The organism is Frondihabitans sucicola, from assembly GCF_030296615.1.
In the GTDB taxonomy this organism is placed as follows: domain Bacteria; phylum Actinomycetota; class Actinomycetes; order Actinomycetales; family Microbacteriaceae; genus Frondihabitans; species Frondihabitans sucicola.
Genome location: NZ_AP027733.1, coordinates 318,646 through 340,041, shown reverse-complemented (window position 1 = coordinate 340,041; position 21,396 = coordinate 318,646). Strand labels below are relative to the sequence as shown.

Genomic DNA, 21,396 nt, shown 5'->3' with positions numbered 1-21,396 from the left:
CCGCCTGGCAAGATCAGGCGTGACATGCGGCAGAATGTGGGTGTACTGTAGATAGCGCCGTGAGGGACACGGCGCGAGAGGACACCATGACCATCATCGAAGCCGACGGCTCCGACTCCTACGGCGCCGAGATCATCGAAGACGAGGACAAGCCGCAGTTCACTGTGGCCGAATGCCCCATCGAGGGATGGCGTGGTCCTCGTCGCAAGCGCCCTGACGCCGCGCAGGACGACGCCGACCGCCACAACGAGCGCGAGCACCCCAACGCCAAGAAGCCGAAGCGCCCGATCCCCACGGGGCTCATCGGGAACCGCGGCCTGCCAAAGATTCCCGCGCAGAACCTCAACTTCGACATGCTCGACATCATCGAGCGCGTCCGCCAAGGCAAGACCATCGTCTCCCCGCCGTACCAGCGGGACAGCGTCTGGACCCTGGAGCAGCGGCAGGCGCTCATGGCCTCGTGGATCATCGGTCTGCCGATCCCCGCCATCGTCGTCAACTCCCGATTCCGCGGCGGGTGGAACCTCAGCGGCGACGACGCGCAGACGGCAGTGATCGACGGCAAGCAGCGCATCGAGACCGCACTCGCCTGGCTGGACAACAAGTTCTCCATCCCCGCGGCCTGGCTCGACTCCGACGACTTCGACTCCGTGCAGGAGTTCAGCATGGTCTCCTTCGAGAACCTCACGCACCGCGGCCGCAACACGGCACTGCCGATCCCCATGGTGGAGACTTCCGTCGGCACCATCGAGGAGGAGGCCGCGATCTACCTCATGGTCAACGCCGCAGGCACCCCGCAGAGCATCGCCGACATCGCGAAGGCTCGCCGGTACTCGTACGGCGCATAGTGAGCGCGGGGGATCGGGGGATCATGGTCGACAACTGGCTTCCAGCGCGCACTCGCGTCTGGATCGAGAAGCGCTGGGAGGCGCCCGTCTCGGTCGAGCTGCACGCCATCACGTACGACGCACCCTGGGGCGGCATGCGGATCAGCAAGCAGTCCACCGGGTACGCCGTGCACGAGCGCGGAGAGAAGTCCGGCTACTTCGACACCTTCGTCATCTGGGTCGACGACATGGACGCCCTCCAGAGGCATCTGGCCTGGGAGCACAAGTCCGACTGGGAAGCCGGCGGCGTCTACCGCCTGCCCTACACGGCCAGCCTCGCCGACGGCTTCACCTCGCGCGAAGACAGCAACCGCAAGGTCTACCTCTCCCGAAAGGGGAAGGAGGTCGCGCGGATGCCCGCCGGAGCCTACGGAGAGCGCGCTGACGAGCACAGCCATCTGCTCGGCATCTCACTCGACGACCTGGAGTACGCGATCCAGGACCCGCGCGGAGTCAATGCAGCAGGGGCCCAGATTCTCACCGTCGCCTTCCCAACGTCCCCCCGAGTTGAGCCGCCCGCCGTGGCCACCCCCGCCAAGAAGCGGAGCCTCTGGCCGTGGCGACGACGGGACGCCTGACGCCGCATTGATCCGAAGCCGAGTGGACACGTTGCGCCAATGCGTGTACTGTAGCGAATGCGAGCTGAGGGACGGCCCGCGAGAGGACACCATGACACTCCAGACCGAGGCACCCCTCGAAGCGCTCGCGCTCAACATCTACAACCGCCCCATCGAGGGCCTCCTTCGCGACGTCGCGCTGGGCCGCACCGACCTGAACCCGGCCTACCAGCGCGGCAGCGTCTGGTCCGAGGACCAGCGCCGCGGGCTCGTGAAGTCCTTCATCGTCGGCCTGCCCGTCCCGGCGCTCATCATCAACGCGCGCTGGAACGCTGACTTCGCCGACGGCGGAGAGTACGAGTACGCCGTCATCGACGGCAAGCAGCGACTCGAAGCCCTCGCCGCGTTCTTCGACGACAACCTCAGCATCCCCGCGTCCTGGCTGCCGCCCCAGGATGTCGTGACGACCATCGACACCCCCGACGGCGCCTACGTCACGTACAGCGGACTCTCCGCACGTCGCGCTTCCCGCTTCAAGCTCGCGTGGGCCATCCCCACCGTCGAGGCACAGCTCACCACCATCCGCGAAGAGGCAGCCATGTTCCAGCTCGTCAACACCGGCGGCACCCCGCAGACCCAGACCGACCTCGACCGCGCCGCGGCCGTCGCCCAGGAGGCATGACCATGTCCGAACTCGCCGAACGCATCCTCGCCGCCCAGGCCACCTTCGACCGCGACAACGAACTGCACCGCATCGAGCGGAGCCTCCAGTACTACGGGGACGGCGGAGCATCCATCATCGAGGCCGCACCGAGCTTCGAGCGGCGCGTGGCCGCCATCGACGCCGCCATCGAAGACGCTAAGCCGGTGGCTCTCGACACCGCACCGTTCGTCGCCGCGACCAATCTCGCCTTTGGCCTCGGTCTCACGATCGAGCACCCGAGCGCCAGCAACGGGCGCCGCGTCAGGATCGGCGACGAGCCGCACGCCATGTTCGACCTGTTCTTCGCCGCCGACGGCAGCTTCGTAGCCATGCATGGGCACGACGCGCACATCTCCGTCCGAAACGGCGACGTCACCGCAGAGACCGGGCTCCAGGACGCCCTCGCCGTGCTCCGACGAGTCGGCGCGGAGTACGACGCCCGGGTCGAGGCGGCGGCGCTGGCTCGCAAGTAGCCCGAAGGTGGGCTCCCCGACGTCGGCGGGCGACCGTACGATTCGAGCCATGACCACCATCGGAGCTGACGCGCCCCCGAGGCGCTTCTACGAGGTGGACTGCGCCAATTGCGACGAGACGTTCCTGACGACGGGGCACGCCGACGCGTTCTGCTCCCTCGACTGCCGCGCCACCGCCACCGTCATCCGCAAGATCAGACGCGAGATCGAGAACAACGCCGACAGCCCCGAGACGGCACCCGACAGCATCATCCGCGCGCTCCGCGTCAACCTGCACTGGGCGTCCGTCGGCGGCTACGACCGCCCCATCACGCCCGAGCTGCGCGCCGAGGTCTGGGCCCGCGACAACGGGCTCTGCGTCGAATGCGGTGAGCCCGGCGCCGAGATCGACCACATCCTCATGCCCCTGGGCGACCCGCGCCGCGGCACGGCCGACGAGCTGCGCCTGCTCTGCACCCCCTGCCACCAGCGCATCACGGACGAGAACCACGGCGACGCATGATCGACTTCGGCGGCGCCCGCTGCATCCTCTGCGACGACGACCTCCCGGCCGACACCGCCGACGAGCGCATCCCGCGCGCCATCTCGCGCCTCCGTCTCGTCTGCGCCGAGTGCTACGGCCTCGTGGTCGATTCCGAAGAGGACGACGACCCCCACGGTCTCAGCTCGACCCTCCGCCGCGCCTTCGCCGACACCCCCGAGCGCGCCAGCGACGCCGTCGGGTGGGGCGCGCGCGACGGCGGCCGCAAGGCCTGGTTGACCGCTCACGCCCGACCCATCGCCTTCTACCCCGAGGAGGACGTCCATCTCGTGCGCGTCCATGAAGCCGAGGAGGCGTTCGCCATCGTCGCCGACGGCCGCGCCATCGCCGTTGCTGCACCAGTCGGGGTGGACCGCGACCTCTACATCGCAGGTGCGATCGAAGAGGCCCTCGGTCTCGACGAAGACGCCGTCAGCATCGCGCACACGACAAGTCGACACGTGATCATCGAGATCGCGGACGAGGACGAACTCTTCGAGCGGGTGCTCCGCACGACTACGGCGAGACGGGCTTCGGCTACGACCCGGACTTGGACACCGGCACCTACTTCGAGCGGGCGATGGAGCGCGACTAGAGCAGGGGGTCGGGGATGGGAGAGTCAGGCGGAGCCGCCCGCATCTGGAGAAGACTTTAGTCGCAACCTGCTACACTAAGGTCATGTCTTTGCCGTCCATCGGCGCCGAGTACGTGCCCATCGAGCCGCTCCGCGATCACCTCAACCAGCTCCGCCGCCGCGGCATGACCCGTAGCCGGATCGCCGACCTGTCAGGCGTCAGCGTCACGACGATCGCGAACCTGGTGCAGACCACCCCGACGAAGGGGCGCGACGTCTACACGCATGCCCTCGCCACGACCGCCGACGCGCTGTACGCCGTCACGGTCGACCTCGGCGTCTCGGGAACCACCCTCGTATCGTCGGCCTCCACCATCCGCCGCATTCAGGCCCTCGTCGTCGTCGGCTACTCGCGCTCGATGATCGGGAACAAGCTCGGCGTCTCCAGGCAACGCCTCCTGAACATCGAGGCGGGCACCACCGTCACACGCCTGACGGGCGCCCGTATCCGCGCGCTCTACCAGCAGGACTCCATGCGACCCCCGGTCTACCGGGACGGCTACGAACGCGGCTCGGCGATTCGGGCCCAGAACGAAGGCCGAGCGAAGGGCTGGCGCAGCCCGGGGGACTGGCTCGACATCGAGCGCGGTCTCCTCTCCGAGGATGCAGGCACCGTCACGGGTCCCGTGGCCCCGCCCGCGCTCCTGCCCAACGCGCACCTCATCCCATCCCAGCCCTCTGTGCGCCGGATGCGCGCCCTGGCGATCATGGGCTACACGCCAACCATGGTCGGCGCCGCGATCGGCCTATCGAAATCGTTCCTCAGCAAGATCGACGAGGAGGAGGGTATCGGCCGCCGCGCCGCCGACCTCATCCGGGCGTTCTACCAGCGCTCCGCTTTCGAGCCGCCCGTCTACCGGACGGCCTACGAGTCGGGTGCGGCCCGCCGGAGCCAGATTCACGCCCGTGAGAGTGGCTGGCATGGCCCTCTCGACTGGGAGGACATCGAGCAGGGCATCCTCGCCGAGGACGCGAAGACCCTCCGCAGCCAGGATGCCGTCGATCCGGAACTCGTCGCCCGTGCGACCAGGATCGCCCTTTCCCGGAAAACGGAGGACATCGACGCCGAACTCCTCACGATCGCCGAGAAGGAACAGATCGTGCGCAATCTCCGCCGTGCGGGCATGGGCATCAAGCTCATCTGCCGCATCACGAAGATCGGTCGGAGCCGCGTCCTCCGCGCCACCGGCGAGGACTCGCTGGCCGCCGTCACCTCGATCCGCGACGAGGGCAGGGCTGCCGCATGAGCGCCATCAAGCTGCCCACCGGGGGCAAGGACTGGATGCCGATCAGCCCAGTGCGCGAGCACGTCCAGGCTCTCCGTGAGACCGGGGTATCCATGGCGTCCATCAGTCGCATCTCCGGCATCAGCGTCGGCACCCTGTTCAACGCCCTCATCACGGAACCGACCAAGCAGTTCCCAACCCCACGCACTCGCATCCTCCGCACCACCGCGGCCGCCATCCTCGCGGTCACCGCGGACGCCCTCAAAACGGGCGACGCGCCAGTCACCCCCAAGGCCATCCAGCAAGCCGTCTGGGTCGACGTCGAAAAGGTCCGCACGCACATCCGCACCCTCCAGGCCTCCGGGATGAACCTCCACCTCATCGGCGAGCAGGCAAACATCACCAGCCGTCACCTCGTCGCCATCCTCGCCACCGGCTCCGAGGTCGAACAGGTCGCCGCCGCGGATCGCGTCTCCCGCGGGACCGCGCGGCGCATCCTCGCCGTGAAGCCCGGACCCACGAGCCCCCAGCAGACCATCGACGCCCGGCCCACCAACCGCCGCCTCCAGGCCCTCGTGGCCATGGGCTACACGTACGCCATGATCGGCGGCATGCTCGGCTGCAAAGCCAAGACCGTGCGCCCCAAGGCCATCCAGCCCGAGGTTCGCGTCCACTTCGCCGAGTCCGTCTCCGTCGCCTACGCCAAGTACGCGCACCGCGAGCCCGTCTACGTCTCCGACTCCACCCGGAGGCTCGGCCGCAAGCTGGCGGCGGGGGCCCGCACCAAGGGCTGGCTCGGGCCGCTCGACTGGGACGACATCGAGGCGGGGCTGAGGGCGCAGGCACTCACTCCGGAGCTGGATGATGCTGGCGCGGAGATCGACCTGGTGGACGAGATCGCCATCGACCTCGCCGTTGCCGACGTCCGCTCAGGCGTTCTGCGAGGGAGCTACGCGAAGTCCCTCACCGGCACCGAACGCCAGATCGCGGCAGTCCGCCTCTTCGCCGCAGGCATGGGCTACCGGGCCGTCTCGGACGGGCTCGCCATGGGCATCTTCACCGCGCGCGAGATCGAGCGGGGCATGGAGCAAGACGGATCGCTCCCGAACGACGCCTCCCGGGAAGTCGCATGAGCGGCCGCGGTGCGGTCGCGCCGATGGCGGGCACGCTTCGGCTTCCGAGCGGAGGGAAGGACTACCTGCCAATCGCTCCGATCCGTCAGCACATCACGACCCTTCGGGCCACCGGCACCTCCATGGCCAAGATCGCCACCGCGTGCGGCGTGAGCCAAGACACCCTCTACAACCTCATGGCCACCGACGGCGGCCCCCGGCGGTCCCGCGTGCGACACCGCATTCTCAAGTCGACGGCGATCGCCATCCTCGCGGTCACGCCCGAGGTCCTCAGTGGCGCCGTCGCGCCCGTCGGCATCGACCGCGTCTCCAAGGTCGTCTGGGTCCCCGTGGAGACCATTCGGGATCACATCCGCACCCTCCAGGCGTCAGGCATGACCCTCAGGCTCATCGGTGAGCAGGCGGGCTTCGACCGCAGGCGTCTTAGCTCCTACCTGGCCACCAAGCCGACCGTCGCCAACCCGACGCCCGTGGAGCGAGTCCCGCGCGCAGCCGCACGCCGCATCCTCGCCGTGACCCCCTTCGAGCAGCAGAGCCCGCACAAGGCCGTCGACTCCGCCCCGTACGTTCGTCGCCTCCAGGCGCTGGCCGTCATGGGCTACTCGTACGGCATGATCGGCAAAATGCTCGGGTGCTCGGCACAGAACGTTCTCATCAAGCTCACGAAACCGACCATGCAGATCGTGCATGCCGAGGCCGTGAAGGCCATCTACGGGAAGTACGCCTTCACGCCCGTCACGTACGACAACTCCCACTCCGCAGCGCACGGCCGACGAAACGTGGCCCGAGCCCGCGCTCAAGGCTGGCTGGGGCCGATGGAATGGGACGACATCGACACCGGGGTCGTCGCGCTCGACCTTCCCGAATCGGACTCGGTCGACGGGCTCTCCTCCGCCGTCGATGAGGTGGCCTTGCAGGGCGTCCTCCTTGGCGAGCACTCGACGACCCTCACCCGCGCCGAGCAGTGGGAGGCCATCCGGAGGCTCCGCGACATGGGCGTCGGCATCAACGAGACGGCCCGGCGCATCGGAATGAGCGATCGACAGGTGCTCCGCCGCGTTCACGAGCTGCGCGACGAGGAAGCCATGATCGCCGAGTCGGAGGGCTGGGACGTTGCAGCTTAGTCGTGAGGCGTTCCTGGAGAACCTTCGCGCATCCGTCTACGGGCAGGTGTGGAAGGGGCAGGCGACCGACGCCCACCAGGCCGTCGATGCCGCCGAGGATGAACCCGAGCCCTGCGCCGACTGACCTGCCCCTGTGACGCAATGTCGGATGATGCATGTACGGTAGGTTTCATGAGGAGCTGAGGGACAGCTCCCGAGAGGAAACCATGACCGACAGCACCAACCCGTTCCGAGGCGCCGAGCGCCGCTTCGACGCGAAGGACCGCATCGTCAAGATCGAGGTCATCCACCAGGAGATGCAGACCGCCCGAGGCTGGGGTGCCGTCAGCCTGAAGCTCGTCGTGCAGCACAGCGGCAAGAACTTCGTCGCGCACCTGAACCGCGGCGTCCTCGTCGGCAACGTCCGCCACCAGCAGATCACGTACGGCCGCGACGGGCTCATCAACGTCGTCGCCCTGCCCGCCATCCCCGTCGCCCGCTACTCGCAGAAGGGCCTGGAGGCGGCCGTCGAAGCTGCGCTCGAAGTGCTCGACGACGCATGGGGGTCCGATCAGCGCCTCGCCGCGTTCGCCCGCCCGTTCGATGAGGACGAGGTCAAGTAAGCCCAGCTCCGCCTCGACGCCCGCCTTCCACGAGAGGGCGGGCGTTTGGCGTGCAGGGCGCGGGGCGCCGGAGGGTCGGGGATGGGAGAGCCGGCCGAAGTCAGTCGTCGATGTTGGCGAAGGGGCGCTTGCCGAAGGTCTCGACGAACCGCTCGATCCACCGCTTCTCCACTGCGCGCCCCGTCTCCTCGCCCGTCGGAAGCCATGCGACGAGCAACTCGTCCGCGTCGGCCAACTGCCAGATGGAGCGCCCGCCCGTGTGCGAGTTGCCCCGGCGACCGAACTGCTTCACGCGCTTGTGGATGCCCCCGACCGGGTCGGCCTTGCCGATGTAGACGATCGGGCTCGCGTCGACCCACCGGGAGGCGAGATCGTCGAGGTCGTATGCGCCACCCTTCGCGCGGGTCTCGGCGGTGAAGGCGCGCGCCTGCGAGCCTGGTCGGATCACGGCGTAGATGCCGCGCTCGTTCGGCATGACGAGATGCCTCGGGATGCGGACCTCGCCGAAGCTCACGAAGCCCTCGAACCCCAGAGCTTCAAGCCCCTCCCGGTCCCAGGACGGCGGGTAGGGCGTGGGTGTCGACGCCATCACTCCCAGTCGTCGTCGCCGACGGCATTGTTGGCGAACGTGCGCAGGTCCTCATCGACCTGCTCCTGGTGAGACGCGTCAAGCTGCTCGTACATCTCCTCGAACTTCTCGTCGCCCAGCTTGTTGCCATCGAGACTCACGGCCATCTCGACGACCATGCTGTCCTGCTCGTTCTTGCTCAACTTCCTCGCCATGACGTCTCCTCACTCTGCCGCGGAGGCGCCTCGCCCCCGCAACGAATCTACTGAGGCTCCCCATCTCGAAGCGGGTGATTCTCCATCGCGGCGGGCTAGCTCACGTCGCCGAACAGGAGCGCACGGTAGGCGGCCGTCTCGAACCGGTAGCGAAGCTCCTCTCGATCGAACTCGTGCACCCCTCGGGCGATGAGCGCTTCAGTCAGCCGCGCGCCGGTGAGGCCGATCTTCGGGTCCTCGTCGACGAGGTCCAGGAGTACCGGGTGGCCATGGGTGCCGAGTTGCCGAACCCAGGCGATGATCCCGCCGTGGGGCGCGTACACCTCGAACAGTGACGCAGTGCGGTTCTCGTCGATCGAGCGCCGCCGGTTCCGATAGAAGAGAGGCTCCACCTCCGGCGGGTAGGCCGTCGGGCCGGGCACGCGCAGCCGTGCTTCGACCAGCGGGTACTTCAGCCCCGGGATGTCGATGGGCAGTTCGGCAAAGTCCTCGTAGTCGACCATGTCCTCCCAGGCGTCGACGATCCGAGCCCACACGTTCTCCAGGTCCGGCGCCGCGGCGCGCACTCTCGCCTGGCCCTCCATGAGGAAGTCGCTCAGGGCCTGCTGGAGTGCCAGCGGAAGTGACTCGAAACGGCCCCGGTATCCGTAGTCGACGCCACTGGGAGAGTCCGACCATTCCGCCCAGACAGCGATGTCGCCGTCGTCGGAGGACGCGGTGAGCCTGCCCGCGAAGCCGTCAGTGGCGTCGAAGCGCCACCCCGTCAGGGTGTTCATGAGGGCGGGCCTCGCCGCCGCGAGTGGCGGCTCGCCGTCGAGCGGCGCGAGGACGGAGGTGATGATGATCGGCATGGCACTCCTGGGCTCGGTGGTCAAAGAGTAACGCGAGTTACGACGACTCGGACACGACTTGTTTGACGAATGTCGGAGGCTGTGTGTACTGTAGCAAATGTCTCCGAGGGACGGGGACACGAGAGGACATCATGACCACCGCCACCGCCACCCGCAAGGCCCCCACCCGCGTCAGCAAGGGGATGCGCTTCCGTTCCCCCATGGCGGACGGCCAGCCGCTGTTCGAGGCGATCCGCTCCCTCGGCAACGCTCGCTGGGAGTGCGTCGTCATCGACGAGCCCATCGAGTTCGACGGCCGCACGATCCCCTCCGACTTCGCGGGCCACCACGAGGTCTTCATGAGCGAGTCGATCCTGCACAAGGTCGCGTTCGAGGCCCGTTGGAAGGCGGCGCAGTCGGACGAGGAAATCTGGTGGGACCAGCAGATCGTCGGCACGACGGTGCACTACCACGACTCCTTCGGGGCCTTCGTCCGCGCGAGCATCGTCCGCGACGCCGACGGTGCCAAGGCCATCCTGCCCACCGCGCTCGTCGGCAACCACCGGAACAGGCTCGTCACCCTCAACGCCGACGGGAGCGTCTACTACTCGTATCACGTGAAGCAAATCATGGAGAAGGCCACGTTCCGCCCGCACTCCGGCAACATCTGGGAGAACTCGGACCACCTGAAAGCTCGGCACGACGACCCCTCGCTCCTCCCGGCGCTCGACCTCAGCGCCCCGGAGGCCACTCCCGAGGAGCAGGCCGAGCAGGCCATCGTCCGCAAGCTCGCCGAGATCACCGCGGCCGCGGGGGACTGGCAGATCACGCCCGCCGAGCGACTCGCCAAGGTGCAGGCGCTCCTGGCCTCCTAGCCTCACCGCAGAGCCCCCGGTCTCCACTTGGAAGCCGGGGGCTCTGCCGTGCCCGCTCAGGCCTACGCGAGGGGCGTGCGAGGCGAGAGGTCGCCAGTGGCATTCAGGAGCTTCAGCGTGGCCAGGACGGCGCTGTCGCGATACTCCGTGCGCTCGGCCATGAGCCGGACCTTGTCCACGACGGCGTCTGGGCCGTGCACCTGGATGGGCCCGCCGCCGACGTTCTGCCCGGCGGCCCACTCGCGAATCTCACCCTCGTGCCGCTTGCCCGCGAACTTCCCCGCGTAGAGCCGCACTTCGACCTGGTCGAGGCGGAAGCCGAGTTGCTCCGCGGCCTTGGCGACAACGCCGTCGCGGACCACTGGGTCATTCAGGAGGGCGTAGCGGGCGTTGAAGACCCGGTTGTCGTGCTCGCCACGCACGTGCTCGGCGACGACGCCGCGCGATCCGAAGAACGACTTGACCGTCGCCAGGACCAGCCGATCGGAGCGCACGCCGACCAGGTCGACTTCGTAGCCATGCGTCTGCGTCTCCGGGTATCCCGCCTTGCGGGTGAGTTTGCTCACCGGGTACTTCCGTGGCCCGGCGACGAGCAGCCCCTCGGACTCCATGGCCAGCGCCACGAACTCTTCGAATGCCTCCATGGGCCGCCTTTCGATGCCGACGTGCGATTAACGGGTGTTACGGATGAAGTCGGCAAGAGTGCCGACACTCGATCTGGGGTGCGACGCCTGCCCTGTAGACAGACCAGTTCTGCTACAATACACGTATGACTGTCAATGCGACCCAGCCTCAGCCAGACTCGAACGTCCGCACCTGGCTCGCGTCGCCGCGCGGCATCCGCACCTGGACCTACGTCCGCAACGCACTCCTGGCCGTCTTCGTCTTCTTCGCCGTCTTCTCGATCTTCGCGAGCTTCGGCGCCGAGATGTCGGTCACCTTCTGGGGAGCCTCCTCGCCGTCGCCGCCTACGCGGTCGCCCTCATGCTCCTCCGCTTCCGGACGCGCACCGCGAAGTCCGACACGGTCCACTTCGACCTCACCCAACCGAGCGACGAGGCGCCCGCCGCGCTGATCATCGGCGCACCCGGTCACGGCAAGACCGTCGTCGTCGACGAGCCTGAGGCTGAGCCCGCCGCTGACCAGGCTCCGGTCGAAGCCGAGGCCCCCGAAGGCTTCACGACCCCCGAGCCGGTCGAGATCGTCGCCGAGCCGACCCTGGAGGATGTCTCGGCCGACACCGCCGCACCGACCGTCCCTGCCGAGACCATCGCGCGGAAGCCTGCCGCGAAGTCGGGCACGACGGCCGCCCGCAAGCCGCGCGCCACCACGTCGACCCCCGCCAAGCGTCCCGCCGCGCCACGCAAGCCCGCGGCCAAGAAGCCCGCGCCGGAGAAGTCCGCCGAGTAACCCCGGGATGCCCCGATGCCGCTGACCGCGTACCTCGGGAACAACGCCGTCGCCGCGCCGTTCCTCACGGATGACGAGTGGACGGCTCTCAGGCGCGACAAGGCCGACCTGCGCTTCCCCTGCGGCGTCCGGGCCCTGCCCTGGACCTCCAAGCTCGGGCTCCGGCACTTCCACCACGAGCGCCTCGCCGACTGCGACGTCGACCACCGCCCAGAGTCGGCCGAACACCTTCGCACGAAGGCCGCGATCATGCTCGCCGCCCGGAGCGCGGGCTGGACCGCCCGCGACGAGGTGCCCGACGGTTCGGAGCGGAACTGGGTCGCCGACGTCCTCGTCGAGAAGGGCGGCCGCCGGATCGCATTCGAGGTGCAGTGGTCACGCCAGACACCCGCCGAATACCTTCGCCGCACCGAGCGCTACGCCGCCGACGGCGTCGAGACCATCTGGTTCGCGGCCCATGCGAAACCGGCGCAGCCCACGAACGTTCCGACGCTGACCCTGCGATTCACGAGCGACTCCGTCGCCGTAGAGCGAAGCCACGGCGAGACGCTCCCGATCGAGCAGGCCGTGCGCTCGCTCCTCGCATGGCCCGCGACCTGGCGGGGCGCCCAGACGACGACAGCCCGCGGCCTCGTGCCCTGGGGTGTCCACGTCTGCAAGGCGTGCCACAAGCCATCCATCGGCGTCGGGCACCTCGTCGACGCTCACGGCTCATGCCCCGACTGCGCCACCTCCGCGCGCGTCGACAACCACGACCTACTCACCGGAGTCGCCCGCGTCGCTGCGGCGCGGCAGGGGCTCGACCACCTCCCACGGACGATCACCGTGGGGGAGAACCACTGGCACTGCGTCAGTTGCCGAGCCATGTTCCGCAACCAGGACATGGCCTACGAACCTGTCGAGCTGACCGACGTCACGATCCCCGCGCACTGGTGCATGCCCGACTACGCGATCGACACTCCGGCCAAGACCGCCGACTGCCTCGGCGACACCACCGCGTCGCGGCCCCCGCGCCGCGCTCGCGCCCCCGCGAAGTGGACCTCGCCGCGTTCAACATCGCCATGGACCGAGCCCGGATCAAGCTGAAGATGAAGGCCCAGCAGGACGCGCGGGCGCACGCCGAGAATCTGGCCGCCGCCCGCGCCCGCGAGGCGAGGCGCGCTGTCGAGCAGGACATCTACGACCGCGCCGCGGCGGCACGGGGTGAACGGCCATCCACGGTGATCACGAACCAGCACGCCCACGACCTCACGGCCGCCATCACGCGCCTCCTCGCGCAGGGCGCACCGATCATGGCGATCTCGAAGTCGACGGGCTGGGTGACGGAGCAGTGCGCCTGCGAGCAGTGCGATGCGCTCCGCCGCCGGGCATCCAACGACGCCCGGACGATGCTCCTGGGCGGCTGAGCCCCGACTTGGGGGTGCGGCGAGGTCAATCCGATTCGTCCTCGGGTGCGAACCTATTCACGCGGGGTCCCCTACCCCCGCCACTTCCAGAATGGGCCGCCCGCGTGATCCGGGCGGCCCTTCTTCTTCGCTTCGCCGGGACTCCCGCCCCCGACCCTCCGGCTCACGCCTGCTGAGCCCCGCGAGGCCCAGTGGGGCGATCGCGGGGCGTCGGTCCCCTGAAAACGGGACCGTGCCGGTTTCCGGTCCCTTCGCGATCCCCGGAATACTGGGGATGCGCCGCACTGGGCGCCGGATCACAGGGGAACCATCATGCGCACCACCAAGCTCGCTCTCGCCACCATGACCGGACTGGCACTCGTTGCGGGGCTCGCGTCGTGCGCGACGCCCGGCACCTCGACTGGCACGAAGACGGCCGCGGCGACCTCGAAGCCTTCGCCGACGGCGTCGGGCGACGTGCTGCCGAAGTCCAGCATCCGCGCCCTCGACGTGGTGGCCACCTTCATCAACGCGGGGCTGCCGGAGACGAGCTTCAAGGATGTCTCGGACTATCAGTGCGGCGAGAACGGCATCAACGAGTGCACGGACTGGGTGACGACGCCGAACATCGACGTGGTGAAGTTCACGAGCGTCCGGGAGGCCGAGTACGAGACCAAGGGTGGCGGCGGGTACCTGAAGGGCGACATCGGCTTGGTCTTCTACAAGAAGGGCACGGCCAAGGACCAGCAGGGCAAGTACATCGCCGCCCTCGACAAGCTCTGGGCCGAAAAAGAGGGATGACTCCGAGCGTGGCGAAGCGCCCGCAAGACCTGCTCACGGGCGCTTCGGTAGCGACTCAGGCGTAGCGGTTCGCGATCTCCGGCGTGGCCAGCAGGTCGAACTCGTACGGGGCCGAAAGGCCCTCGCGCCCAGCCGCCGCCATCGGAAAGAGAGCGTCGGCCGCGACCAGGCGCGTGCACTTGCGGCGGCGCATGACTCGCTCGACATCCACCTTGTTGGCGACGAAGGTCCAGAGGAGCGACGCGGGTGCCCACTCGTCTCCGAGCATCTCCTTTTCGCCGAGACCCTTGAGGAGCCGGTCCGCGAAGGCGGCGAACTCCTTGATCTCACCCTGGCTGGCGCGCATCTGCTGCCAGAACTTCTCCTCGTCCTTCTCGTAGAGGTTGGGGTCGACGATCTCGTCGTAGCGAATCGAGCCGCCGTTGCCCTCCTCGTGGACAGTGAAGACCTTCTTGCCGTCGCGCTTGACAGTGAGGTTGAAGCCCATGCCCTCGCGGGCGGACCACTTCTCGAACTTCATGATGGAGTAGGGGCCGATCTTGTACTCGGCGATTTTGGCGGGGGTCGTGGCGGCTGCGCGAGCCGGTGCGGTGATGGTCATGGTCTCCTCTCGTGGCCCGTCCCTCGGGCTTGATTACTACAGTACATACCCCCTCCGACATTCGTCAAAAACCGCGTGTGTACGATGTGGCCATGAACGACATCGAGGCGCTCACGAGGGATCAGCTCGCGAGCCGCTTGAGGTTCCTCAATCGCGCCCGCATTGGCGCCCTGATCCTTCCCTTCGCCGGTATCGCCGCCTGCATGGTGGGGATGGCCTTCGGCGCCCTTCCGTGGCGGATCGTCGTCATCATCATCGCCGCGTGCGTCGTGACGTTCGGGACGCTCAACGCCGCAGTCGACAAGCGCATCACGGCGGTACTCGACATGGAGGAGCGCACGGCGGCAGCGCGGACCCGAGTCCCGTCACGCAGCGCCGAAGAGTAACCCCGTCGACCCAATTCGGCAACCTGCTACACTAAAGGAATGCTGACCAGCGCTTCGATTCCCGCGAATGCCGAGATAGCCCGGCTCACCCCGACGCCCCGAACGGTCGAGACCAGCCGTCACGGACGCAATCCCGCAGCGACACTCCTGCCTCTCGTCGGCGCCGTCAGCGTCTTCGCCCTCGCCTTCCTCGAAGCGCCGATGATCGCGCAGGCCCTCACGACCGCGGCAACGATCGCGCTCTTCTTGGCCCAGCGAGTCACCTTCATGCTCCAGGACCGCGCCCGCGCCCGCATGAACACGTGGTCGCGACTCGTCCGCTCCGCCGTGACGCGCGTCGACACCATCGACTTCGACGAGGCCGAAGTGGAGCGCGTCCTGCGCGCCTCCATCCACTCGAACCACCCCGATCTCCCCGGCCCCAACTTCTGGCGCGCGGCCCACTCGACCGACGTCTTCGGCGACCATCGCACGGACACGCTCGTCGTCGCCGCCGACGGGAGCATCCTGCTCCTCACCGACGCCTCCGGCGCACGGAGTCGCTCGTGTTAACAGGCAACGGGCTGATCCCGCCCAAGAGCGCCGCGATCCGACACCAGGTCCGCACCCGATGCATCGCCACCGGGGTCGCATTCCTTCTTGGCGTCACTCTCGCGGTCGCCATCGGAGCCATGGGGTACTGGCCTGTCACGGTGGCGATCGCCATCGTCGGTCTCGGCATCACCGGAAGCGTCGGACGCCTCGCCGAGACCCGACTCCACCGCCTCGTGCTGGAGGAGTACATCTGGGAGGCGGAAGTCAGCCGCTACGTCGCCGAGACCGCGGAGCTTCCCATGCCCCTGATCCGCAAGGCCTTCTCGAAGCCCCCGCGACTGAACGACCCCGACTTCCCCTGGCTCACGCCACCTGGTCTGCCACCGAAGACGCCGACGGCACCCCGATCTCCATCACCGTCGCGGCCAAGACGGATGGCACCGTCGCCATCCACCACCGCTCGGCGGCGAGTGCCTGATGTACGACGACTTCACTCCCGCAGAACGCGCATCCATGATCGCCACGAGGCCGCCAGATCACCTCCAGCCTCGCGTCACCCCGCATGGTGTCCACGCGAACCGCTCGATCCTCGTCTTCGTCCTCGTCGCCGCGCTGATCCTCGCCGGGAGCATCGCCTACCCCGCGACATCGCCGCTGCTGCTCGGCCTGTTCGCGGCCGTCGGGTACTTCGCCTGGTGGCGCCATCGCGACGGCACCGAGCGCATCCAGGCCCGGATCGCCAAGGGCTGGGCTCGCCGCGTCCGCCTCTACGTCGCGACCATCACCGAGCGCCCCGAGGCGGACTTCGTCGCCATGTTCGACGCGCCGCCCTCCCGCGACCACGTGATCCACGACGGGTCCAACTTCACCTTCCACGCCGTCGACTCACTGCCCGAAGGGGACCGCCACCTCTGGGTCGTCGTCGACCACGGCGGCGACGTCGAAGTCATCGAGCGCCTCATCGAACGCGAAGTCATGAAGCCCAGGCCGATGTTGCGACTGCCGGAGATCGTGGAGATGACGATCGACAAGCCGGGACGCGTCTACCAGCCCACGATTCGAGCCATCCCCGTCGACGAGGCGGCCCCCGCCGAGGTCTTCGCCCTCGCGTGAGCCGCCTGCGGTCGCCAGCGCTCAGATGAAGAAGCCGACGGCCTCCAGGGTCACCCGGCCCATCTGCATGCTCAGGTAGTCCCGCAGGCTCTCGGGCAGGTCGGAGAAGTCCTCCACGTCGACCGCCTGCAACTCCGGCGTCCACCTGTCGATGTCGATCAACTGCGAGTGGACGGGCATCCAGCCGATGCTTCCCCACACCTCGACGGTGATCTGGCCGCCGCCGACGCGTCCGGCATCGAGCGTGGTCTTGAGGGTCGCGCGCGGCTTCGTCTGCGGGTGCGTGTCGATCCGGATGATCTCGGTCGCACTGATGCCCACCGAGCCCTGTCTGATCGACCAGACGCGCGAGGTGACGAGCCGCAGGGAGCACTGCCCGTACACGCGCTCGGCAGAGCGGAGCGCGTCGGAGTCCGTTTCGGCGGCGAGGGGGTTCGTGATGTCCATGGAGCGCTTTCTGCGTGGGCCTCCAGCTTGGCCAATCGGGGCGCGTCGCGGAGGTGCGACCTCATCCCGATTTCACTCACGAGGGACCGGCACGGCCTCGCGTCGACCTGGACAGTCGCGCGGATTGGGTGTACTGTAGACAGGCTGGGTTGGGGGCTCGCAGCTCCCGTCGCGGCATCGCCACACCGACGAGAGGGCCCATGCGCGCCACCTACGACCAGTACGCACAGTCGCTCGGTCTGCCCGCAGGCTTCGTCGACGTCGGCCCCTTCGGGCGCGGCGGGCCCGCGAAGGCCCAGGGCCAGAACTACCGCATCGCGAAACGATGGCGTGGAGGCTGGCGCATCTACTGCCCCAGCGGCCGAGAAGGCATGTTCCCGCTCGTCGAAGACACCGGCACCGCACCCGTCGAGCTGCCGACAGCCGAAGCGGCGATCGACTACCTCGCCGCCGAGCGAAAAGCCGCCTGGGCGCTCGAAGCTCGGCAGCGCGCGGAACCGCAGCAGCCGCACGATCCGGTCCCGCAGATCATCCGCGGGCTGGAGACGTCACGCGAGATGCTCCGCACCATGCCCCGCCGAGACAAGCGCTCCCTCCCCAACCCCGAGGACACACGGCTCACCTGGGCAGAGGATGGCCCCTTCGGCGTCAAGCTGACCGACGAGCAGCGACAGCGCCTCCTCGACTACCGAGACGCCGACGACATCGCGAACGGCCGCACGCCCGAGCCCCACAACGACTGACCCGACAGGACCCGCATGCCCTCCAAGACCTCGACGAAGCCGAAGGTTCTCTCCTCCACCGAGATGACCAAGCGCGCGCAGGCATTCACGGCGCGGTGGAAGGGTGATCTCGGCGAGGAGCAGCGGAGCAGCCAGACTTTCTGGAATCAGCTCTTCGAGGTCTTCGGCGTCGACCGCTACTCGACCGCCGTGTTCGAGCGCCGGGCCCGCCGGGCCTCCACCGGCCAGGACGGTCGCATCGACGTCTTCATGCCCGGCGTCATGATCGCCGAGCAGAAGAGTCTCGGCCGCGACCTCGGCAAGGCCGACAGCCAGGCGGAGGACTACCTCGCGGGCGGCGACATCCTCCCAGCAGAGATGCCCAGATTCGTGGTCTCTTCGGATTTCCACGACATCCAGATCACAGACCTCCTGTCGCCCGCCGATCCGCCCTTCCGCTTCCCCGTCTCGAAGCTCCCCAGGCACATCTCCCGCTTCGCATTCCTCAGCGGGTACGCCGCCCCGAAGCGTCAGCTCGACGACCAGCACGAGGTCACCGTCAAGGCGGCCCGCGCCATGGGCGCTCTCTACGAAGCGCTCCTGGGTGACATCGACGCGAACGGCGACGATCACGACGCCGAGCAGGCCGCGATCTTCATGACCCGCCTGCTGTTCCTGCTCTTCGGCGACGATGCCGACGGGCTCTGGGAGAACGGCGCCTTCGAGACCTTCATCAGCGAGATGACCAGCGAAGACGGGTCCGACACCGGAGCGCAGATCGCCCACCTCTTCCAGGTCCTCAACACCCCGAAGGAGAAGCGCTCACCGCGCCTCGACACCCGACTGGCGAAGCTGCCCTACGTCAACGGCGGCATCTTCCAGGCCAACGTCGACATCCCGACCTTCGACTCCGACATGCGCAAGGCCCTCCTCCGAGCCTGCGACGAGGACTGGTCCAAGGTCTCCCCGGCAATCTTCGGCTCCCTGTTCCAGGGCATGTCCAGCCGAGCCCAGCGCCGGGCGCACGGCGAGCACTACACGACCGAGGTCAACATCCTGAAGACCCTCCGGCCCCTGTTCCTCGACGAGCTGGAGCACCGACTCCAAGAGGCGTGGAACTCCGACGCCGCCCTCACGCGCCTGCACGAGTCCTTCGCCGACATGCGCTACCTCGACCCCGCCTGCGGCTCCGGCAACTTCCTCATCGTCGCCTACCGCGAGATGCGCGACATCGAGCTGCGCCTGCTCGTTCGGCTCCGCGAACTGCGCGGCGAATCTCAGATGTACGCCATCGACGCCACCTGGGGCCTCAACGTGACACCCGACCAGTTCGGCGGCATCGAAATCAACTGGTGGCCCTCCAAGATCGCCGAGACCGCGATGTTCCTCGTCGACCACCAGGCCAACCAGCGCATGGCCGAGACCCTCGGCGCCGCACCCGAGCGGCTACCCATCAAGGTCGCCGCCAAGATCGTCCACGACAACGCCCTGCGGGCCGACTGGAACGACGTCTTCCCCGCCACCAACACCACCCTCGTCTTCGGCAACCCGCCCTTCCTCGGCGACAACCGCGAGAAGGACCAGCTCGCCGACCTCCAGGCGGCATGGGGGCAGAAGTCGCTCAGCCGACTCGACTTCGTCACCGGGTGGCACGCCAAGTCCATCGACTACCTCAAGGACGCCCGTGACGCGCGTTTCGCATTCGTCACCACGAACTCCATCACGCAGGGCGACCAGGTCCGGCTCCTGTTCCCCTCGATCCTCAACGCCGGATGGAAGATCGCGTTCGCGCACCGCACCTTCACCTGGACCAGCGAAGCCACCGGCGCCGCCGCAGTCCACTGCGTCATCGTGGGATTCGCGCGCGACCCGAAGCCGGTGCGGCTCTTCGACTACAGCGAGTCGCGAGGCCTCCCGGAAGAGGTCGACGTCACGCGCCTGAACCCCTACCTCGTGGATGCGCCCGACATCTTCGTCGAGAAGCTGAGCAAGCCCCTGAGCCCCGTGCTCGGCGGGGCCGTTCGAGGCAGCATGGCCACCGACGGCGGCCACCTCATGGTCCGCGCCGAGGACTACGCAGAGGTTGCCGCAGACCCCATCGCCTCGAAGTACCTCCGCCGCTTCTACGGCGCCGACGAACTGATCAACGGCACCGAGCGATGGGTGCTCTGGTTCGCGGACGCAGACCCCTCCGAGCTGGTGACGAGCCCCCTCATCCGCAAGCGCCTGGAGGCGGTGCGGGACATGCGGCTCGCCAGCAAGGCCGAGACCACGCGGCCGCACGCGGACACCCCTACCTCTTCGTGCAGCCCCAGCAGCCCACGGAGGCGTACGTCTGCATCCCTCGCCACTTCAGCGAGTCGCGTCGGTACATCACCGTCGGCCACTTCGGCCCCGATGTCATCGCGGGCGACGCCAACTTCACTGCGCTCGATCCCGATGGCCTCGTGTTCGCCGCCATCTCTTCCACCATGTTCGCGACGTGGCAGAAGACCATCGGGGGCCGCATCAAGTCGGACATCCGCTTCGCCAGCACCCTCACATGGAACACGTTCCCCTTCCCGGACGTCAGCGACGCTGACCGGCAGCGCATCATCGAGGCTGGCGAGGGCGTCCTCGCCGCCCGACGGCTCCAACCAGGCAAGAGTCTCGCCGACCTCTACCAGCCGCTCGGGATGGCTCGCGAGCTGCTGGATGCCCACCGAGCGCTCGACAAGGCCGTGGACAAGGTCTTCGGCTTCGCCAAGCCGCCCGCCGAGCCGCAGCGGCAGGCGCGCCTGTTCGAGCGCTACCAGGAGATGACCTCGGTCGGACAGCTCGGCTAGCCGAACCCCGAGCACTTTTCGCGAAGCCCCACCCCTGTGCGATCCGCACGGGAGTGGGGCTTTCGTGCACCCGTCAGCCCTCAGCTCAAGCATCAGGAGCGCGGCTCAGCCCCACCATGGCACGGGGGTCGGGGATGGGAGAACTCAGCGCCTACAAGCATTCCTACCCCAAAAACGCAATATTTCAATTGTTACAATCATGTAACAAATGCTCAGATCGGGTTTATTTTCTACATAACAAGCCGATATTATAGTAGAATGGATACTATGAACACAATGTTCGCACCACCCATTTCAAGTTACACAATCCGATTCAACAACAGAAAGATACGAAAAATGAGCAGAAACAACGGCAACACTGGCAGCCTCCCATCACCACGCGATGAGAACGAGCTACCACCTAAGGACGCAGAGGAGCTACGCCACCTCAAAGTGACCAACAAACTCGCCGAACGCGTAGAGCGCCAGAAGCTGAGCAGGCAGAAAAGCAAGACCATCCGCTATCACGCTGGCACCGTCACCGTGGTCGCAAGGAACACCCGAGCCACCATCGCCATCATCATCAGCATCCTCGCCCTACTGGGGCTGGGGATGTGCGCCAATGGTGTCGCCACCAGCGCGACCGCACCAGCACCGACCCCGAGCGTCACTATGGAGTCAGGCGAGCTGGGGCAGTTCGCTCATGGGCTTTCGGACGGGCAGCGCGTGGCTGACGCGGTGAGGTTCGGCTTGGCGGCTGGGGAGGCTGCGGGCCCCAGCACGCCATAGCCCGCTGGGGCGGAGGGTCACCACCTCCGCCCCAGGCTCGTGCTCCCATCCCCGACC

General features: G+C 67.8%; 29 protein-coding genes and 1 pseudogene. 24 read left to right on the top strand and 6 right to left on the bottom strand.

Annotated elements, in window-relative coordinates; translation table 11 throughout:
* The first annotated feature begins 86 nt into the window (after nt 1-86).
* The 11 genes from QUE79_RS24125 to QUE79_RS24075 all read left to right on the top strand — a co-directional run bounded on the left by QUE79_RS24125 (nt 87) and on the right by QUE79_RS24075 (nt 7,859).
* Complete coding sequence (locus tag QUE79_RS24125) at nt 87-848, top strand: DUF262 domain-containing protein (RefSeq protein WP_286347040.1); 762 nt, start codon at nt 87-89, stop codon at nt 846-848.
* 23 nt (nt 849-871) lie between these two features.
* Complete coding sequence (locus tag QUE79_RS24120) at nt 872-1,465, top strand: hypothetical protein (RefSeq protein ID WP_286347039.1); 594 nt, start codon at nt 872-874, stop codon at nt 1,463-1,465.
* Nucleotides 1,466-1,556: 91 nt separating this feature from the next.
* Nucleotides 1,557-2,126 (top strand): DUF262 domain-containing protein, encoded by a 570-nt coding sequence (locus QUE79_RS24115; RefSeq protein WP_286347038.1) that lies wholly within the window; start codon nt 1,557-1,559, stop codon nt 2,124-2,126.
* The gene (locus tag QUE79_RS24110) at nt 2,123-2,620 is read left to right on the top strand and encodes a hypothetical protein (protein WP_286347037.1); all 498 of its coding nucleotides are present in this window, start codon (nt 2,123-2,125) and stop codon (nt 2,618-2,620) included. The genes QUE79_RS24115 and QUE79_RS24110 overlap by 4 nt, the downstream gene beginning before the upstream one ends.
* Before the next feature lie 49 nt (nt 2,621-2,669).
* The gene (locus tag QUE79_RS24105; RefSeq protein WP_286347036.1) at nt 2,670-3,122 is read left to right on the top strand and encodes an HNH endonuclease; all 453 of its coding nucleotides are present in this window, start codon (nt 2,670-2,672) and stop codon (nt 3,120-3,122) included.
* Complete coding sequence (locus tag QUE79_RS24100) at nt 3,119-3,814, top strand: hypothetical protein (protein WP_286347035.1); 696 nt, start codon at nt 3,119-3,121, stop codon at nt 3,812-3,814. Before QUE79_RS24105 ends, QUE79_RS24100 begins: the two co-directional genes overlap by 4 nt.
* A 4-nt stretch (nt 3,815-3,818) precedes the next feature.
* Complete coding sequence (locus QUE79_RS24095; protein ID WP_286347034.1) at nt 3,819-5,021, top strand: hypothetical protein; 1,203 nt, start codon at nt 3,819-3,821, stop codon at nt 5,019-5,021.
* A complete protein-coding gene (locus QUE79_RS24090) occupies nt 5,018-6,133 on the top strand; it encodes a helix-turn-helix domain-containing protein (RefSeq protein WP_286347033.1) in 1,116 nt (371 codons plus the stop codon). Before QUE79_RS24095 ends, QUE79_RS24090 begins: the two co-directional genes overlap by 4 nt.
* Complete coding sequence (locus QUE79_RS24085) at nt 6,130-7,257, top strand: hypothetical protein (protein WP_286347032.1); 1,128 nt, start codon at nt 6,130-6,132, stop codon at nt 7,255-7,257. The genes QUE79_RS24090 and QUE79_RS24085 overlap by 4 nt, the downstream gene beginning before the upstream one ends.
* Nucleotides 7,247-7,381, top strand: coding sequence for a hypothetical protein (locus tag QUE79_RS24080; RefSeq protein ID WP_286347031.1), 135 nt, complete (start codon nt 7,247-7,249; stop codon nt 7,379-7,381). Before QUE79_RS24085 ends, QUE79_RS24080 begins: the two co-directional genes overlap by 11 nt.
* Nucleotides 7,382-7,463: 82 nt before the next feature.
* Nucleotides 7,464-7,859, top strand: a complete 396-nt coding sequence (locus QUE79_RS24075) for a hypothetical protein (RefSeq protein ID WP_286347030.1) — start codon at nt 7,464-7,466, stop codon at nt 7,857-7,859.
* A 100-nt stretch (nt 7,860-7,959) separates the two neighbouring features.
* Here the strand turns inward: QUE79_RS24075 and QUE79_RS24070 are convergent, their stop codons facing one another.
* The 3 genes from QUE79_RS24070 to QUE79_RS24060 form a co-directional block, all read right to left on the bottom strand.
* A complete protein-coding gene (locus QUE79_RS24070; RefSeq protein WP_286347029.1) occupies nt 7,960-8,448 on the bottom strand; it encodes a hypothetical protein in 489 nt (162 codons plus the stop codon).
* Entirely contained in the window at nt 8,448-8,642 is a 195-nt protein-coding gene (locus tag QUE79_RS24065; RefSeq protein WP_286347028.1) for a hypothetical protein, read from the bottom strand. The genes QUE79_RS24070 and QUE79_RS24065 overlap by 1 nt, the downstream gene beginning before the upstream one ends.
* Nucleotides 8,643-8,737: 95 nt before the next feature.
* Entirely contained in the window at nt 8,738-9,493 is a 756-nt protein-coding gene (locus QUE79_RS24060; protein WP_286347027.1) for a hypothetical protein, read from the bottom strand.
* A 131-nt stretch (nt 9,494-9,624) separates the two neighbouring features.
* On the opposite strand from QUE79_RS24060, the gene QUE79_RS24055 reads away from it, so the two are divergent.
* Complete coding sequence (locus QUE79_RS24055; protein WP_286347026.1) at nt 9,625-10,347, top strand: hypothetical protein; 723 nt, start codon at nt 9,625-9,627, stop codon at nt 10,345-10,347.
* Nucleotides 10,348-10,409: 62 nt separating this feature from the next.
* Here the strand turns inward: QUE79_RS24055 and QUE79_RS24050 are convergent, their stop codons facing one another.
* Nucleotides 10,410-10,991, bottom strand: a complete 582-nt coding sequence (locus QUE79_RS24050; RefSeq protein ID WP_286347025.1) for a hypothetical protein — start codon at nt 10,989-10,991, stop codon at nt 10,410-10,412.
* A gap of 125 nt (nt 10,992-11,116) precedes the next feature.
* Here QUE79_RS24050 and QUE79_RS24045 point away from each other — a divergent pair, with 125 nt between their 5' ends.
* From QUE79_RS24045 to QUE79_RS24025, 5 genes are all read left to right on the top strand, one after another.
* Complete coding sequence (locus tag QUE79_RS24045; protein WP_286347024.1) at nt 11,117-11,422, top strand: hypothetical protein; 306 nt, start codon at nt 11,117-11,119, stop codon at nt 11,420-11,422.
* On the top strand, nt 11,332-11,757 hold the full coding sequence (locus QUE79_RS24040) for a hypothetical protein (RefSeq protein WP_286347023.1): 426 nt from the start codon (nt 11,332-11,334) through the stop codon (nt 11,755-11,757). Before QUE79_RS24045 ends, QUE79_RS24040 begins: the two co-directional genes overlap by 91 nt.
* Nucleotides 11,758-11,772: 15 nt before the next feature.
* Nucleotides 11,773-12,843: a competence protein CoiA gene (locus tag QUE79_RS24035; protein ID WP_286347022.1), complete on the top strand. Its 1,071-nt coding sequence runs from the start codon at nt 11,773-11,775 to the stop codon at nt 12,841-12,843.
* Nucleotides 12,819-13,163, top strand: a complete 345-nt coding sequence (locus QUE79_RS24030; RefSeq protein ID WP_286347021.1) for a hypothetical protein — start codon at nt 12,819-12,821, stop codon at nt 13,161-13,163. The genes QUE79_RS24035 and QUE79_RS24030 overlap by 25 nt, the downstream gene beginning before the upstream one ends.
* 312 nt (nt 13,164-13,475) lie before the next feature.
* The gene (locus tag QUE79_RS24025; RefSeq protein WP_286347020.1) at nt 13,476-13,943 is read left to right on the top strand and encodes a hypothetical protein; all 468 of its coding nucleotides are present in this window, start codon (nt 13,476-13,478) and stop codon (nt 13,941-13,943) included.
* A gap of 55 nt (nt 13,944-13,998) precedes the next feature.
* Here the strand turns inward: QUE79_RS24025 and QUE79_RS24020 are convergent, their stop codons facing one another.
* Nucleotides 13,999-14,544 (bottom strand): hypothetical protein, encoded by a 546-nt coding sequence (locus QUE79_RS24020; protein WP_286347019.1) that lies wholly within the window; start codon nt 14,542-14,544, stop codon nt 13,999-14,001.
* 92 nt (nt 14,545-14,636) lie between these two features.
* Between QUE79_RS24020 and QUE79_RS24015 the strand changes: the two genes are divergently transcribed.
* The 3 genes from QUE79_RS24015 (at nt 14,637) to QUE79_RS24005 (ending at nt 16,577) form a co-directional block, all read left to right on the top strand.
* Nucleotides 14,637-14,930: a hypothetical protein gene (locus QUE79_RS24015; protein ID WP_286347018.1), complete on the top strand. Its 294-nt coding sequence runs from the start codon at nt 14,637-14,639 to the stop codon at nt 14,928-14,930.
* Nucleotides 14,931-14,969: 39 nt separating this feature from the next.
* Complete coding sequence (locus QUE79_RS24010) at nt 14,970-15,482, top strand: hypothetical protein (protein WP_286347017.1); 513 nt, start codon at nt 14,970-14,972, stop codon at nt 15,480-15,482.
* A 459-nt stretch (nt 15,483-15,941) separates the two neighbouring features.
* Nucleotides 15,942-16,577, top strand: coding sequence for a hypothetical protein (locus QUE79_RS24005; RefSeq protein ID WP_286347016.1), 636 nt, complete (start codon nt 15,942-15,944; stop codon nt 16,575-16,577).
* Between the two features lie 21 nt (nt 16,578-16,598).
* Here QUE79_RS24005 and QUE79_RS24000 read toward each other — a convergent pair whose 3' ends face one another.
* Nucleotides 16,599-17,024, bottom strand: coding sequence for a hypothetical protein (locus QUE79_RS24000; protein ID WP_286347015.1), 426 nt, complete (start codon nt 17,022-17,024; stop codon nt 16,599-16,601).
* Between the two features lie 200 nt (nt 17,025-17,224).
* Between QUE79_RS24000 and QUE79_RS23995 the strand changes: the two genes are divergently transcribed.
* The 4 genes and pseudogenes from QUE79_RS23995 to QUE79_RS23985 all read left to right on the top strand — a co-directional run bounded on the left by QUE79_RS23995 (nt 17,225) and on the right by QUE79_RS23985 (nt 21,339).
* Nucleotides 17,225-17,767 carry a hypothetical protein gene (locus QUE79_RS23995; protein WP_286347014.1) on the top strand — a complete coding sequence of 181 codons (543 nt, stop codon included), beginning with the start codon at nt 17,225-17,227 and terminating at the stop codon, nt 17,765-17,767.
* A 15-nt stretch (nt 17,768-17,782) separates the two neighbouring features.
* Nucleotides 17,783-19,999: pseudogene (locus QUE79_RS23990) on the top strand (DNA methyltransferase); the annotation flags it as partial.
* Nucleotides 19,906-20,571, top strand: a complete 666-nt coding sequence (locus tag QUE79_RS26045) for a type IIL restriction-modification enzyme MmeI (protein WP_350271767.1) — start codon at nt 19,906-19,908, stop codon at nt 20,569-20,571. The pseudogene QUE79_RS23990 and the gene QUE79_RS26045, both read left to right, overlap by 94 nt.
* A gap of 267 nt (nt 20,572-20,838) precedes the next feature.
* Entirely contained in the window at nt 20,839-21,339 is a 501-nt protein-coding gene (locus QUE79_RS23985) for a hypothetical protein (protein WP_286347012.1), read from the top strand.
* Nucleotides 21,340-21,396: the final 57 nt, after the last annotated feature.